We start from the raw sequence: 12,929 nt of genomic DNA, 5'->3' as shown, positions 1-12,929 counted from the left end.
GGTCGACGGCGGCAACTCCACTTGGCGTGGGTCAGCGCCGGCCTCGATCACCTGGGCCAGCTGGCGAAGGCTGGCTTCGGTGCTGACCAGGTTCTCTTTGACGGTCTGTTCGTCGGGGAACAATTGCGGCACTTCGGCTTGCATCCGGGCGACCGCGCGCTGGGCCAAGTCGGCGGCCTGAGTACCCATCTCGGCCGCGAGTGGCACCAGAACCCGCTGCCAGACCCGCTGCGCCTCGGCATCGCACGCCGGCGGCCACTGTAGCTCCATGGCCGGAATCTAGTCCCGCTGTCGCGACGTCACAATCACCCCAGCCAACGTTGGCATTTGCGTACGAGACGGCCGCATCGGGCCGACCGTACTTTGCTCACCATGTTCAAACTCAACTCAGGAACCAACACCTCAGATCTCGCTGGCCGAGTGGTGGCGATAACCGGTGCCGGCAGCGGCATCGGCCGCGAACTGGCCCTGCTGTGCGCGCAACGCGGAGCCGATCTCGCGCTCTGCGACAGCAACGACACCGCGGTGGCCGATACCGCACAAACCGCCCGCGGGTTCGGACATGACGTCATCACCCGCCGGGTGGACGTGTCCGATCCCGAGCAGATGACCGCCTTCGCCGACGCCACCCTCGGCCACTTCGGCGGGGTGGACCTCCTGGTCAACAATGCCGGAGTTGGCCTCATCGGGGGTTCCTGGACACCAGCCGTAAAGACTGGGACTGGCTGGTGTCGATCAACGTGATGGGTGTCGTCCATGGCTGTGAGGCCTTTCTCCCGGCCATGATCGAGTCGGGTCGGGGCGGACACGTCGTCAACCTTTCCTCGGCCGCGGGTCTGCTTGCCAATCCCGCACTCTCGGCGTATAGCGCAACGAAGTTCGCCGTGTTGGGGCTATCGGAAGCGTTGCGTATCGAGCTCGAGCCCCACCGCATCGGCGTCACCGCGATCTGCCCCGGTGTCATCAACACCGCAATCACCAAGGCCAGCCCGATCCGCGGAGCCGGCGACACCGAGGGGCGCCGGCAGCGCCTGACCGTGACGTATCAGAGGCGCGGATACACGCCAGCGCGTGCGGCCCGCAACATCTTGCGAGCGGTCGAGCGCAACAAGGCGGTCGCGCCGGTCGCCGCCGAGGCGCACGTCATGTACGTGTTGTCACGCATCATGCCACCGCTGGCCCGCTGGGTGTCCGCACAGATGGCGAAGGCCGCGAAATGACCGCGCCGATCAAAGGTGTCACGCGACCCCAACGGCTCAGCGGCGCGGACGCGTTCATGCTCGGGATGGAGACTCCGCGCGCCTACATGCACACGTTCAAGGTCGCGATCATCGATCCGTCCACCGATGCGCAGGGCTGGTCATTCGACAGGTTCTACGCCGAGGCGGCGCGGCGGATACATCTACTGCCGATGTTGCGGTGGAAGTGCGTCGAGTCGCCACTAGGCCTGAATCACCCCTATTGGGTGGAAGATCCGGACTTCGAGCTGCACAACCACATTCACCGCGTCGCGTGCCCGGCGCCGGGCGACCACAAGAGCCTCTGTGCGGTGATGACAACGATCTATTCGGCGCAACTCGAGCGTGATCGCCCGTTGTGGCTGATGTGGGTGGTCGAGGGACTCGCCGAGGGCAAGGTAGCGCTGGTCATGTTGGTCCATCATGCCTATGTCGACGGCGTCGGAGCCGCGTGGCTGATGCAGCAGTTCTACCAGCCCCATCGTGGTGTCGGAGCCGCCGAGGCGCCGGACTATCGCCCCGCCCCACTCCCCTCCTGGCCGACCCGGCTGGGCTGGGCCGTCCGGGACTGGCCGGAGACCGTGATCGGCAACGTACCGAAGGTGGCCACCGGACTATGGCGAAAATTCCTGTTTGACCACAAGCGCAAGTCGGCCGGCTTGCCACCGCACCCGTCGGCCCGGCAGATGCAACGAACGCCGATCAACGTCAACCTGAGTGCCGCGCGCACATTTGTCTGTGACAGCGTCCCGCTGCAGCACTTCTCGGCCGTGGCCAAGGCACTTGGTGTCACCATCAACGACGTCTTCAGCAGCTGCGCGGCCGGTGCCCTGCGACGTCTGCTTGTCGACCTGGACTACGACCCGGACACCCACCCGCTGATCGGCGCTACCCCGTTCGCGGGCGAACGGCCCTTGGGTATGCAGGGTTTGGGTAACTACGCAACCGTGGACTACTGCTGGCTGCGCAGCGACATCGCCGACCCGAGCGCACGGCTGCAAGCCAGCCGCGAGGCGAACACGCAGATGAAAGAGCACATCAAGGCGGTCAAGGAGGCCGGTGCCGATTTCAACTCCGTGATGCAGGTGCTGCCACCGTGGGGCATCAAGATCATCCGCAAGGCCATACACCGCAGCCGAGGACGCTTCGGATTCTTCGGCAACGTGGTGTTATCGAATGTCCCCGGCCCCAAAGAAACTCTCTACCTGGATCATTGGAAGGTATCGAACTGGTTCTCCACCGGTCAGATCGCTGACGGCACGGCGCTCAACATCACCATGTGGAGCTACTGCGGACAGGCCAACATCTGCATTCTGGCCGACCGCGCGGTGCTCGACGACGGCTGGCGAATGTTCGACTACCTCGTCGATGAACTCAATTCCCTTACCGCATTAGCGAGCACAAAGGAAGCCGCATGAACACCAACCGAATCAGTCCGATCGATCTGTCCTTCTTGTTACTCGAGCGGCCCAACCGGCCGTTTCACATGACGGCCTTCACGATCTTCCAGAAGCCAAAAGGACAACATTCGTCGTTCGGCTCACGCCTGTTCGACGCGTATCGGCACAGTAGGGCGATCGAACCCTTCAACTACAGGCTCAGCTGGCTGGGCAGGAATGTCGCACGGTGGGAAATCGTCGAGCCGGACATGCGAAACCATTTCCAGCACATCGTGTTACCGGGACCCGGTTCGATGGCCCAGTTCTACGAGACGGTGTCATTCCTGAACACCGGGCTGCTCGACCGGGGGCACCCGCTGTGGGAGTGCTACATCATCGATGGGATTGAGGGCGGTCGCATCGCCATCATGCTCAAGGTGCACCACGCGCTCATCGACGGTGAGGGCGGGTTGCGTGCAATGCGCGGTTTCCTGAGCACTTCCCCGCACGACAAGACGCTGGCCGGTCCATGGATGCCGGCACCGAGCGCTCGTGCGCCGCGCCGGCCGCAGCCGCGCGTTTCGCGCCGGCAGTGGCTGCAACGCGGCCTCACCGGCATCGCCAAGCTGCCGTCGGATCTGGCCGACATGGTCGGTGACGCGGTAGACCTCGGCGCGCAAGCACTGCAGCTCAAGCCGCAGCGGGGGGCCCTGCCCTTCGCCGCAAGCCCTACCCTGTTGAACCACACCGCGAAATCGGCGGCACGCGCCTACGCGAATATGGAGTTGCCGCTCGCCGAGGTAAAGGCCGTCGCCAAGGCCACCGATACCTCCATCAACGATGTCGTCATGACCATCGTCGACGACGCCTTGCATCACTACCTCGACGAACACCGGGCGCCGGCCGACCGGCCGCTGGTGGCCTTGATGCCGATGTCGATGCGGTCCCAAGCCGGGGCGGGCAACCAGGTGAGCGCCGAACTCATCGCGATGGGTGCGCCCAAGGCAAACCTCAGGCAGCGCCTCAAGCAGGTCAGCCAGGCCACAACAGCTGCCAAGGACAAAGGGAACGGCATGAAATCGCCGTCACGTCAGGCATATACGCTCTCGCTGTTTGCCAGTCTGGCCATGTCGGATGTGCTGCCCGGGTTCGGCAAGGCGCCCAGCGCCAACCTGGTGATATCGAACATGAAAGGCCCTGCCGAACAACTGTATTTGGCCGGTGCACCGATGGTCTCATTCGGTGGTTTGCCCATCTTGCCGCCGGGAGCCAGGCTGAACGTCACCGTCGCAAGCGTGAACGAGCAACTGTGCCTGGGCATCGGCGCTGCACCCGAGGCCGTACGCGAGCCCGCCCGGCTTGCCCAACTGATTGAGCAGGCCTTCGGCCAACTACAAGCCGACATCGGCAGGTCAGCACCGGCAATCGCTGGTCACCAGGCCGATTCCGCATAAGTCACATCGTCAACCCGCTGGACCGGACAGGAACCACCATGAAGAACATCGGCGCCATGCTCAAACAACGCGCGCATATCTCTCCTCGGCTGCAGGCCTACGTAGAGCCCTCGACCAACGTGCGGATGGACTACACCGAGCTGAATATGCTGACCAACCGATGCGCCAGCGTGCTGAGGGCGCTCGGGGTCGGCAAGGGCGATCGCGTCGCGCTGTTGATGCCGAACAGTGTTGCGTTCTGCTGCCTGTTCTACGGCGCAGCCAAGCTCGGGGCGGTGGCCGTGCCGCTCAACACCCGCCTGGCCGCACCCGAACTGGGATTCATCCTTGCCGACAGCGGCAGCACCGTCCTGATCTATCACCAGTCATTGGAGCCGGTGGTCACCGCGATCAAAACCGCAACCGAGCGGTCCCACAACGTCATCAGCTGGGTGCCGTTGTCGGACGGCGAAGGCTCCCTGGCGCAACGCCTCGAAACCGCCGATGCCGGCGAGCCGGTCTGCGACAGCGGCGGGTCGGACAACCTGTTCATCATGTACACCTCGGGCACCACCGGAAACCCCAAAGCGGTTGTGCATACTCATGACTCGGTGCACACGGCGGCCAGCTCATGGTCACTGACCGTAGACGTGCGCTACCAGGACCGCCTATTGCTGCCGTTGCCGATGTTCCACGTCGCGGCGCTGACGACGGTCATCATGTGCGCCATGCGCGGCGTCACCCTTGTCTCGATGCCACAGTTCGACCCGGCCAAGGCCTGGTCGCTGATCGTCGACGAGCGTGTTTCGCTGGCCGGCGCCGTACCGGCGATTTTGAACTTCATGCGTTTGGTACCCGAATTCACCGAGCTCGATGCACCCGAGTTCCGTTGCTTCATCACCGGCGGTGCGCCCATGCCCGAGGCGCTGATCAGGATGTATGACGCCAAGAACATGCAGGTCGTTCAGGGCTACGCACTCACCGAATCATGCGGCGGCGGCACCCTGCTGCTCGGGGAAGACGCCCTGGCCAAGGTCGGCTCGGCCGGACGCGCCACCATGTTCGCCGACGTTCGCGTACGCACCGACGACGGCATGATCGCCGAACGCGGGCAGGGCGAGGTGGTGATCAAGTCCGACTTCCTGCTCAAGGAATACTGGAACCGCCCGGACGCCACCCGCGACGCTTTCCACGGCGACTGGTTCCGTACCGGCGATGTCGGCGAGATCGACAGTGACGGCTATCTCTACATCAAAGACCGCATCAAAGACATGATCATCTCCGGTGGTGAGAACATCTACCCGGCCGAGATCGAGAACGTCATCACCGGCATCCCCGGCGTCGCCGAAGTGGCCGTCATCGGGCTGCCCGACCAGAAATGGGGCGAGATCGCCTGCGCCATCGTGGTGTCCGACCAGGGTGCGGTGAGCGAAGCGGGCATCGTGGAGTTCTGCGCCGCCCGGCTGGCGCGCTACAAGTTGCCGAAAAGGTTGATCTTCACCGCGACGCTGCCCCGCAATCCGGCAGGCAAGGTGCTCAAGCGAGAGCTGCGCGAACTGTATCGGTGAGAGCCCCGGCGCGGTGTCGCGGCTAGCCCGACATGCCGGGCGTTCCATAAAGCCCGCCACCTGCACCGCCGCGCCCGCCGGCTCCGTCGGTGACGCCACTGCCGCCGGCCCCGCCATTGCCACCGTTGCCACCGCTGCCCCACAGCCAGCCACCGTCCCCACCGCTGGCCCCGGCACCGCCACCGCCGCCGTCTCCGCCATCCCCCGGGTTGCCAACGCCATTACCGCCGTTGCCGCCCATGCCCCCGCGCCGCCGGCGCCGCCCCCGATCTCGCTGCCTCGGCCGGCGCCACCTTGCCCGCCCGCTCCGCCGGCGCCACCGGACCCACCGTCACCGAACAACCAATCCCCATCGCCCCCGGCGGCACCGGTCCCGCCAGCACCGCCAGTGCCACCGCCGCCGATGGAAGCACCGGTGCCACCCATGCCGCCCATCCCCCCGGCACCGCCGGCCCCACCCGCACCGCCGTTGCCGGCAACCCAGCCACCCGCCCCGCCGGAACCGCCTATCCCGCCCACCCCGCCATGCCCGCCGGTACCGCCCGAAGAGGCTCCGCCGGCCGCGCCTACCCGACCCGCACCGCCTTGCCCCCGGCCCCACCGGCACCGCCGTCGCCCCACAGCCCGGCAGCTCCGCCCACGCCACCGGCGCCACCGTCACCACCGGTCGGCACGGCGGGCACCCCTGCCCCGCCGGTGCCGCCTACGCCGCCAACGCCCCCGTTGCCGTAAAGCCAGCCGCCATGCCCGCCGGCGCCACCGGCCCCACCCGCAGCGCCGTTGCCGGCATTAAAGCCGGCTCCACCGGCCCCGCCGTTACCGATCAGGCCGGCATCCCCGCCGTTACCACCCGCGGTGTGTGTCGCGGTGCCGGCCCCGCCGGCTCCGCCGTTACCCCACAAAAGCCCACCGGCCGCGCCGTTTTGTCCAGGCGCCCCATCGGCACCGTTGCCGATGAGAGGTCGGCCCAACAGTGTCTGGGTGGGCGCGTTGATGGCCGCGAGCAGCTGTTGCTCGATGGCCTGAAGCGGGGATACATTGGCCGCCTCGGCGAGTGCATACGAACGGTTTGCGGCGCTCAGTGCTTGGGCGAATTGCCGGTGAAATTGCGCCATTTGAGCGCTGATCGCCTGATATTGCAGGGCTCCGGCGTTGTTGATTAGCAGGCTTGTGAGCTGGGTTGATGATCTTTGGTGCCGCGCTATTGGGGCCTGAGTGTAGGCACGGGCTATCTGGAGAACGATCGAGTTGGTTACTGTTCGTCGTTGGTCTGGAGTTGCCCGTGCCTACCGTTTCAGTATTGCCTGTGTCGTCGGTTCCAGAGGTGTTCGACCGCTGGAGTCCTGGTGAGCGCAGCGAGCTCATCGGATCGGAGTTTCTCGATGTGTTGGCCTCGGTGCCAGACCCGAGGGACCCACGCGGTCGGAGGTATTCGCTGATGGCTTTGTTGGCGATCGCGGTTCTGGCCACTGCCGCGGGGATGCGCGGCTATGCTGTTTTTGCCACATGGGCGGCCACCGCTCCCGATGATGTGTTGGCCCAATTAGGGGTCCGGTTCCGGCGGCCCAGTGAGAAGACCTTCCGCGCTGTTTTGTCTCGGCTAGACCCCGCCGACCTCAACGCCAGGATGGGCAGTTACTTCACTGCACACGTGGCCAGCAGCGACCCCAGTGGATTGGTGCCGATCGCGTTGGACGGCAAGATGCTGCGTGGTGCTTTACGCGCCAAAGCGACAGCCACGCATCTCGTGTCGGTGTTCGCCCACCGTGCCCGATTGGTGCTCGGTCAACTCGCTGTCGCCGAGAAAAGCAATGAAATTCCCTGCGTACGTGCCCTGCTCACGCTGCTGCCGGGTAGCTTGCGGTGGCTGGTCACCGTGGATGCGATGCATACCCAGGTCGTCACCGCGAAGTTGATCTGCGCCACCTTGAAGTCGCACTACCTGATGATCGTCAAGTCCAACCAAGCCAAAATACTTGCGCGTATCACCGCGCTGCCCTGGGCCGAGGTGCCCACAGCCGCTACCGACGACTCCCGCGGCCACGGCCGTGTCGAGACCCGCACCCTGCAAATCATCACCGCTGCACGAGGAATCGGCTTCCCCTACGCAAAACAAATCATCCGGATCACTCGTGAACGCTTGATCACCGCCACCGACCAGCGCAGCGTGGAGGTGGTCTATGCCATCTACAGCCTGCCGTTCGAGCACGCCCGCCCTACCGCGATCATGACCTGGATGCGTCAACACTGGGGAATCGAGAACAGCCTGCACTGGATACGCGACGTCACCTTCGACGAAGACCGTCAAAGGGCACATACCGGAAACGGCGCACAGGTCCTAGCAACGCTACGCAACACCGCGATCAATCTGCACCGCCTCAACGGCGCCGACAACATCGCCGAAGCCTGCCGGATCACCGCTTTGACCGCCAACCGCCGCCTAGACCTCCTCAATCCACAATTCCCCAGCTCACAAGCCTGCTAATCAACAACGCCGGAGCCCTGCCTGATATTGGACCCCGTGCGCGGAGAACACCGCCGCGATGGCCGCCGACACCTCGTCGCCACCGGCGGACAGCAGCCGCGCCGTACGCGCTGCCGCTGCCGCGTTGGCCGCGGCCAGCGCCGACCCGATCTCGGCCGCATCGCTGGTCGCCGCCGACAGCGCCTCTGGCGCAACCGTCAGGTATGACATGGCCACACTCCCAACGTGACCCGGACGAGCGCCGCGGATCGTGGCGCGAGTCAGGGCGGGGTAATCGAACCCGGCCAATGCGGGCGCATCGGTGCCCAACTGTAGCGCGATGGGCGGCGCTGACCTGGTAGTTTCACCGATCGGGTGGGGGCAATGGGCAACCTGAGCCAGCCCGCCGTCCCCGCGGCTCCCGACGTGCCAGCCCCCATCCCGACCATGCGGTCGGCACGCACCGTCTTGCCGCAGCGACAGCAGGCACGGTCACGACCAAAATAATCTGAACACGCCTTGTAAGCGGTTTGGAAAAGATCTGTATTAGATATGAGATCTGTCGCTATCCTTGGGCAATTATGGACTGCGCGAATTGTTCGACCCCACACGCGGATGCCGCCCGTTTCTGCTCCCGGTGCGGTAGTCCACTGAATCCGGCCATCGATCGGTCCCGACATTTCGCCGCACATCCCGAAGAGCCGGTGCGGGCGCTCGCGGTGATGAGCACGCTGATGCCACACCTGGCGGGCGGGCGCCACCACATCTACCGAGCGATGGTCGCGTTGGCGCTATTGGCGTCGCTGATCGCCGCGGCGTTCGGGATGCTTTCTATCGCATTGGTATTGGCGGCGATTGCGCTGCCTGCGGCCGTCCTGACCTATGTCCACGACCACGATGTGTGGCGACAGGAACCGTTCACCGTCATCGGGGTGGCGTTTGCGCTTTCCCTGCTGCTCGGTGTCGGCGTGGGGATGGTCGAACAGCACTTCACCAAGCCGGTGCTATTGGCCGCACCGGATCGCCAGTTACCACCGCTGTCCCAGATCTTCGAATTGGGCGTGCTCATCCCGGTTGTGGCTTTCGCCGCGGCATTGATTGCGCCGCTGCTGGTGACGGCGCGCAGCGCGTTTCGGCACCCGGTCGATGCCACCGTCGCCTGCTCGCTCAGCGGTTCGGCGCTGTCTTTGGGGCTGAGCGTGGTGGTAGAGCGTGGCGCGTTCACCCATCTCCCGACGACCCATATCGACCCGGCACACGTCGCTTTCATCGCGCTGACACTCGGGTTTTTGCAGCCGATCATCTTGGCCTGCGCTGCCGCCCTGGTCGTGGTGCCGTTGCGCGGCACCGGCGGCAACACGGCCCTGGGGCTGCTGGAGGGCGTGGCGTTGGTACTGCTGTACGAACTGGCGACCACCATGCTCACCCCCTACGGGACTCGCGGCATTGTGCTGACCGCGTTGGCCGCATTGGTGCTGGCCGCAGCCGGGCTGGTCGCAACCCGCGCCAGTTTGCATACCGCGCTGCTCGCCGAAGCCCAGGCCGCCCTCACCGGGGACGCCACCTTGACCCGCGCCCCCGATACCCACCAGGTCTGCGCTCACTGCGGCGCGGCAATCGGCAGCGGGAGCGCGTTCTGCCAAGTCTGCGGAACAGCCACGGCCGCACTAGCCAGCCATCCTGCCCTGAACCGCCCCATCAACGGATAACCGAACCGCGGTACCGCCGGCCTGAAACCACGGCAAAACAAGGAGCCACGATGTCAGCAGCACCGCCACCGGATACTCCCCCGCCACCGCACTACCCGCACGGCGGCGGCCGGGTCGGACACCGATTGCACTCGGCCATCATCATCGCCATCATCGGCGTAGTCATCCTGATCGCCGCAGCCGTGACCGCGGCGATTGTGCTGAGCGGCAAGGCCGAGCGATCCAAGCCGCCGTCGATTCTGCCCGGTGGCCATGCTGCCATGGCCGCAGCCGCTGGGCCCGGCACTGCCCGATTGCCTGACCCGGAAGCGCCGGTACGCACCCCCGTGACGATGCGGTTGAGGCTGGCCTCGGCCGAGTCAATCAACATCGCCGAGGGCATATCGGTCACGGCCGCGCCGGGCTGGACCCTGGTGAACCGGGGGCCGAATTGGGTGACGCTGCAAAACGGCGACACCAGCGCCCAGATGTACGTCGCCGTCAAGACCACTGATGAGACAGATGTCGTCGCCGCGCTGCGGACCGACATCGCCAGGTTGACCGATCCTTCGTCGGGCGATCTCGCCAACCCGGTGTTGTTCAAGGCCACTACCAAGACCCTGGAAAGCGCCAAGTTCCAGCAGGCCGCGCTGATGGACTACTTCGCCGACGTGTTCACCGAACAAGGCGAGCTTTCGGTCAGCGGCGCCTTCGCCGAATTGCTGAACACCTCCACCCACCAGTCGGCCTTCATCGACTTCCGGCGCACCGCCGATGCACCGAGCCAGGCTCCCGATGACGCCCGAGCCATGATCGACTCCATGCTCTAGTGTTCGGCCAGCTGGTCAAAGCCAGCCGAGGGCTTGGGGAACCATGTAGAGCCCGAAGGCGATGACAAATAGGCACAGGGTCCGAGTGATGTACTTGCGCACTCCGCGCATGCGCCATTCTTCGGGCAGCGTGTGGGCTTCCAGCACCAGCAGCAGCCCCAGCACGATCGGCAGCAAGAGTGCGTTCATCACTTCGACATCGACGGCCAGATTGACCAGGTCGACGCTGCCCAGGACGAGGACGGCGCCGATGATGTGGGCAAGCGCATAAGTGGTGTAGAACTTGGCGGTGGCCCGGTTGGGCCGCTGGTTGAGAGTGTGTCGCCAGCCGAAGACCTCGGATAGTCCCCACGCTCCAGCCAGCGACGCGACAATGGCGGCGACCAGGGCGGCACCCAACATTCCCAGTCCGAACAGCACGGTTCCACCGAGTCGGCCCAGGTATGGGGTCAGGGCATCGGCGATCTGCCCGACGGTTTGCAGCGACGCCGCACCATGGTGGGTTCCGATCGTCGCCGCAACGGTCACCACCACCGCGATCATGATCAATTGAGTCAGCACCGCACCGACGGCGGTGTCCAGGCGAGCCTGGCGGATCGTGGCCACCGACAGGTGCTTATCGACCACGGCTCCTTGCTGGTAGAAAATCATCCACGGCATGATGACCGCGCCAACGTTCGCCGCGACCAGCAACAGGTAGGACGAGTTGCCCAGCGGCATCGACCGCAAGCCCGCCAGCAGCTGGTCCAGTTGCGGGCGAGCCATGACCATGGCCACCAGGAACGCCACTTCCGCTGCGCCGACGGCCAGGCCGATGCGTTCGACGCGCCGGTAGCTGCCGGTCAGCGCCAAGGCCAGCAACATCACTGTGGCAATCGGGATGCTGACCCAGCGCGAGATCCCGAATAGCTCCCCGACCCCGGCAACCCCGACAAACTCGGTCAGCAGCGCGCCGATGGCCGATGCGAACAGGGTGAATGCCGAAAGCCACGCCCAACCGCGGCCGAATCGCTCCCGGATCAGCGCACCGTGCCCCTTGCCCGTGACGATCCCCAGCCGCACGGTCATCTCTTGGACGACATAGAGGATCGGCATCAAGATCAATTGCGGCAACACCATCCGATAGCCCCATTGCGCCCCGGACTCGGCAGCGGTGATCAGCGAGCCCGCATCGGTGTCGGCCAACATCACCACCAGGCCCGGACCCCAGACCGCCAGCAGGCCCCAGCGCAGCCAGCCGCCGCGATGGACCCGCATCGATGCCTCAGGCCCGGTCGTAGCCCGGACCTGCTCGTCGGATCTATCGGTCACGTCTCGAAAGCCCCTCAGTCGCAATAGCAGCCAAACAACGCCATGCCTTCGAAACACTGCCAGCCAGTGTGGCCCGAGGACAACCCGAAACCCTCCGGTTCGTGCGGCACTTGGTCCCGGAGGATGACCCGCCCTGGGATCCGGCCCGCGCCGTGACCCAGTATGTGACAGGTGGATGAAGCAACGCCGGCCCGGCAACTGCTGACCGACCGGGTGGCCGTGGTGACGGGCGGCGCCGGCGGTATCGGCGCGGCGACCTCGCGGCTATTCGCCCAACACGGCGCCCAGGTCGTCATCGCCAATATCGATGCGGAGCTTGCCCACCGCACCGTCGACGAAATCGGCGGTGCGGCTTGGGTAGTCGGCACCGACGTCCGCGATGCCGATCAGGTCAGCGCGCTGGCTCAGCGCGTGCTCGATCGCTACGGCCGCGTCGACATCCTGGTGAACAATGTCGGCCACTGGTTGCGCCACCCCGGCAACTTCGTCGACACCGACCCACAACTGTGGGATGAGCTGTATCGAGTGAACCTTCATCACGTCTTGCTGGCGACTCACGCCTTTCTGCCGGCGATGATCGAGCAACACGGCGGCGCGATTGTGAACGTCTCGTCGGTCGAAGGACTGCGCGGCTACCCGGAGGACCCGGTCTATGCAGCCTTCAAGGCCGCCGTCATCCATTTCACCCGCAGCCTTGCCGTCCAGGTAGCCAACCACGGGGTGCGGATCAATGCGATCGCCCCGGACGTCACCGAATCGCTACAGGTGCCCTACTCGCAGTGGCTATCCGATGCCGAACAGACGCAGTGGCCTGGTTGGGTTCCCGTTGGGCGGATGGGTGTCCCAGAAGATCAAGCCCGGGTGATCCTGTTCTTGGCCTGCGAACTCTCGGCGTTCGTCACCGGCCACACGATCCCGACCGATGGTGGCACCGCCGCGGCCGGCGGATGGTTCCGCTCGTCGCGCCGCCCCGACCGGGAATGGACGAACCGTCCCATCGCGCCCTGACGCAGCCTCG

The 12,929-nt window shown here is 65.5% G+C and carries 12 protein-coding genes and 1 pseudogene; 10 read left to right on the top strand and 3 right to left on the bottom strand.

The features are described 5' to 3' along the window. Positions 1 to 21 precede the first annotated feature (21 nt). The 6 genes from CKW46_RS13620 to CKW46_RS13595 all read left to right on the top strand — a co-directional run bounded on the left by CKW46_RS13620 (position 22) and on the right by CKW46_RS13595 (position 5,618). On the top strand, positions 22 to 264 hold the full coding sequence (locus CKW46_RS13620; protein WP_232022840.1) for a hypothetical protein: 243 nt from the start codon (positions 22 to 24) through the stop codon (positions 262 to 264). Between the two features lie 156 nt (positions 265 to 420). Further along, entirely contained in the window at positions 421 to 744 is a 324-nt protein-coding gene (locus tag CKW46_RS13615; RefSeq protein WP_499019206.1) for an SDR family NAD(P)-dependent oxidoreductase, read from the top strand. Then, positions 729 to 1,220, top strand: coding sequence for an SDR family NAD(P)-dependent oxidoreductase (locus CKW46_RS13610; RefSeq protein WP_499019205.1), 492 nt, complete (start codon positions 729 to 731; stop codon positions 1,218 to 1,220). Before CKW46_RS13615 ends, CKW46_RS13610 begins: the two co-directional genes overlap by 16 nt. Further along, positions 1,217 to 2,656 (top strand): wax ester/triacylglycerol synthase family O-acyltransferase, encoded by a 1,440-nt coding sequence (locus tag CKW46_RS13605; protein WP_482053264.1) that lies wholly within the window; start codon positions 1,217 to 1,219, stop codon positions 2,654 to 2,656. Before CKW46_RS13610 ends, CKW46_RS13605 begins: the two co-directional genes overlap by 4 nt. Further along, a complete protein-coding gene (locus tag CKW46_RS13600) occupies positions 2,653 to 4,071 on the top strand; it encodes a WS/DGAT/MGAT family O-acyltransferase (RefSeq protein WP_482053263.1) in 1,419 nt (472 codons plus the stop codon). The genes CKW46_RS13605 and CKW46_RS13600 overlap by 4 nt, the downstream gene beginning before the upstream one ends. Positions 4,072 to 4,109: 38 nt before the next feature. Then, positions 4,110 to 5,618 (top strand): acyl-CoA synthetase, encoded by a 1,509-nt coding sequence (locus CKW46_RS13595; RefSeq protein ID WP_240274904.1) that lies wholly within the window; start codon positions 4,110 to 4,112, stop codon positions 5,616 to 5,618. A gap of 22 nt (positions 5,619 to 5,640) precedes the next feature. Here the strand turns inward: CKW46_RS13595 and CKW46_RS13590 are convergent. Continuing rightward, positions 5,641 to 6,763, bottom strand: a pseudogene (locus CKW46_RS13590) (PE family protein); the annotation flags it as partial. A gap of 137 nt (positions 6,764 to 6,900) precedes the next feature. Here CKW46_RS13590 and CKW46_RS13585 point away from each other — a divergent pair. Further along, positions 6,901 to 8,103: an ISAs1-like element IS2404/ISMul1 family transposase gene (locus CKW46_RS13585; protein ID WP_482053408.1), complete on the top strand. Its 1,203-nt coding sequence runs from the start codon at positions 6,901 to 6,903 to the stop codon at positions 8,101 to 8,103. Here CKW46_RS13585 and CKW46_RS13580 read toward each other — a convergent pair whose 3' ends face one another. Further along, the gene (locus tag CKW46_RS13580) at positions 8,104 to 8,313 is read right to left on the bottom strand and encodes a PE family protein (RefSeq protein ID WP_265339395.1); all 210 of its coding nucleotides are present in this window, start codon (positions 8,311 to 8,313) and stop codon (positions 8,104 to 8,106) included. A gap of 491 nt (positions 8,314 to 8,804) precedes the next feature. Here CKW46_RS13580 and CKW46_RS13575 point away from each other — a divergent pair, with 491 nt between their 5' ends. Next, entirely contained in the window at positions 8,805 to 9,791 is a 987-nt protein-coding gene (locus CKW46_RS13575) for a zinc ribbon domain-containing protein (protein ID WP_247649645.1), read from the top strand. Positions 9,792 to 9,841: 50 nt separating this feature from the next. Next, positions 9,842 to 10,600 (top strand): hypothetical protein, encoded by a 759-nt coding sequence (locus CKW46_RS13570; protein ID WP_482053262.1) that lies wholly within the window; start codon positions 9,842 to 9,844, stop codon positions 10,598 to 10,600. A gap of 15 nt (positions 10,601 to 10,615) precedes the next feature. Here CKW46_RS13570 and CKW46_RS13565 read toward each other — a convergent pair whose 3' ends face one another. Beyond that, on the bottom strand, positions 10,616 to 11,857 hold the full coding sequence (locus tag CKW46_RS13565) for an NRAMP family divalent metal transporter (RefSeq protein ID WP_071498128.1): 1,242 nt from the start codon (positions 11,855 to 11,857) through the stop codon (positions 10,616 to 10,618). A gap of 225 nt (positions 11,858 to 12,082) precedes the next feature. On the opposite strand from CKW46_RS13565, the gene CKW46_RS13560 reads away from it, so the two are divergent. Further along, entirely contained in the window at positions 12,083 to 12,919 is an 837-nt protein-coding gene (locus CKW46_RS13560; protein ID WP_117436316.1) for an SDR family NAD(P)-dependent oxidoreductase, read from the top strand. Positions 12,920 to 12,929 lie beyond the last annotated feature (10 nt).

This window comes from Mycobacterium liflandii (assembly GCF_022354805.1).
Lineage (GTDB): Bacteria > Actinomycetota > Actinomycetes > Mycobacteriales > Mycobacteriaceae > Mycobacterium > Mycobacterium marinum.
The sequence above is the reverse complement of the archived record's forward strand: the minus strand, read 5'-3'. Positions and strand labels throughout refer to the sequence as shown.

Coding starts and splice junctions, on each gene's coding strand:
- CKW46_RS13605 (WP_482053264.1), top strand. CDS start 1,217: ATGACCGCGCCGATCAAAGGTGTCACGCGACCCCAACGGCTCAGCGGC.
- CKW46_RS13600 (WP_482053263.1), top strand. CDS start 2,653: ATGAACACCAACCGAATCAGTCCGATCGATCTGTCCTTCTTGTTACTC.
- CKW46_RS13595 (WP_240274904.1), top strand. CDS start 4,110: ATGAAGAACATCGGCGCCATGCTCAAACAACGCGCGCATATCTCTCCT.
- CKW46_RS13580 (WP_265339395.1), bottom strand. CDS start 8,313: ATGTCATACCTGACGGTTGCGCCAGAGGCGCTGTCGGCGGCGACCAGC.
- CKW46_RS13575 (WP_247649645.1), top strand. CDS start 8,805: ATGAGCACGCTGATGCCACACCTGGCGGGCGGGCGCCACCACATCTAC.
- CKW46_RS13570 (WP_482053262.1), top strand. CDS start 9,842: ATGTCAGCAGCACCGCCACCGGATACTCCCCCGCCACCGCACTACCCG.
- CKW46_RS13565 (WP_071498128.1), bottom strand. CDS start 11,857: ATGCGGGTCCATCGCGGCGGCTGGCTGCGCTGGGGCCTGCTGGCGGTC.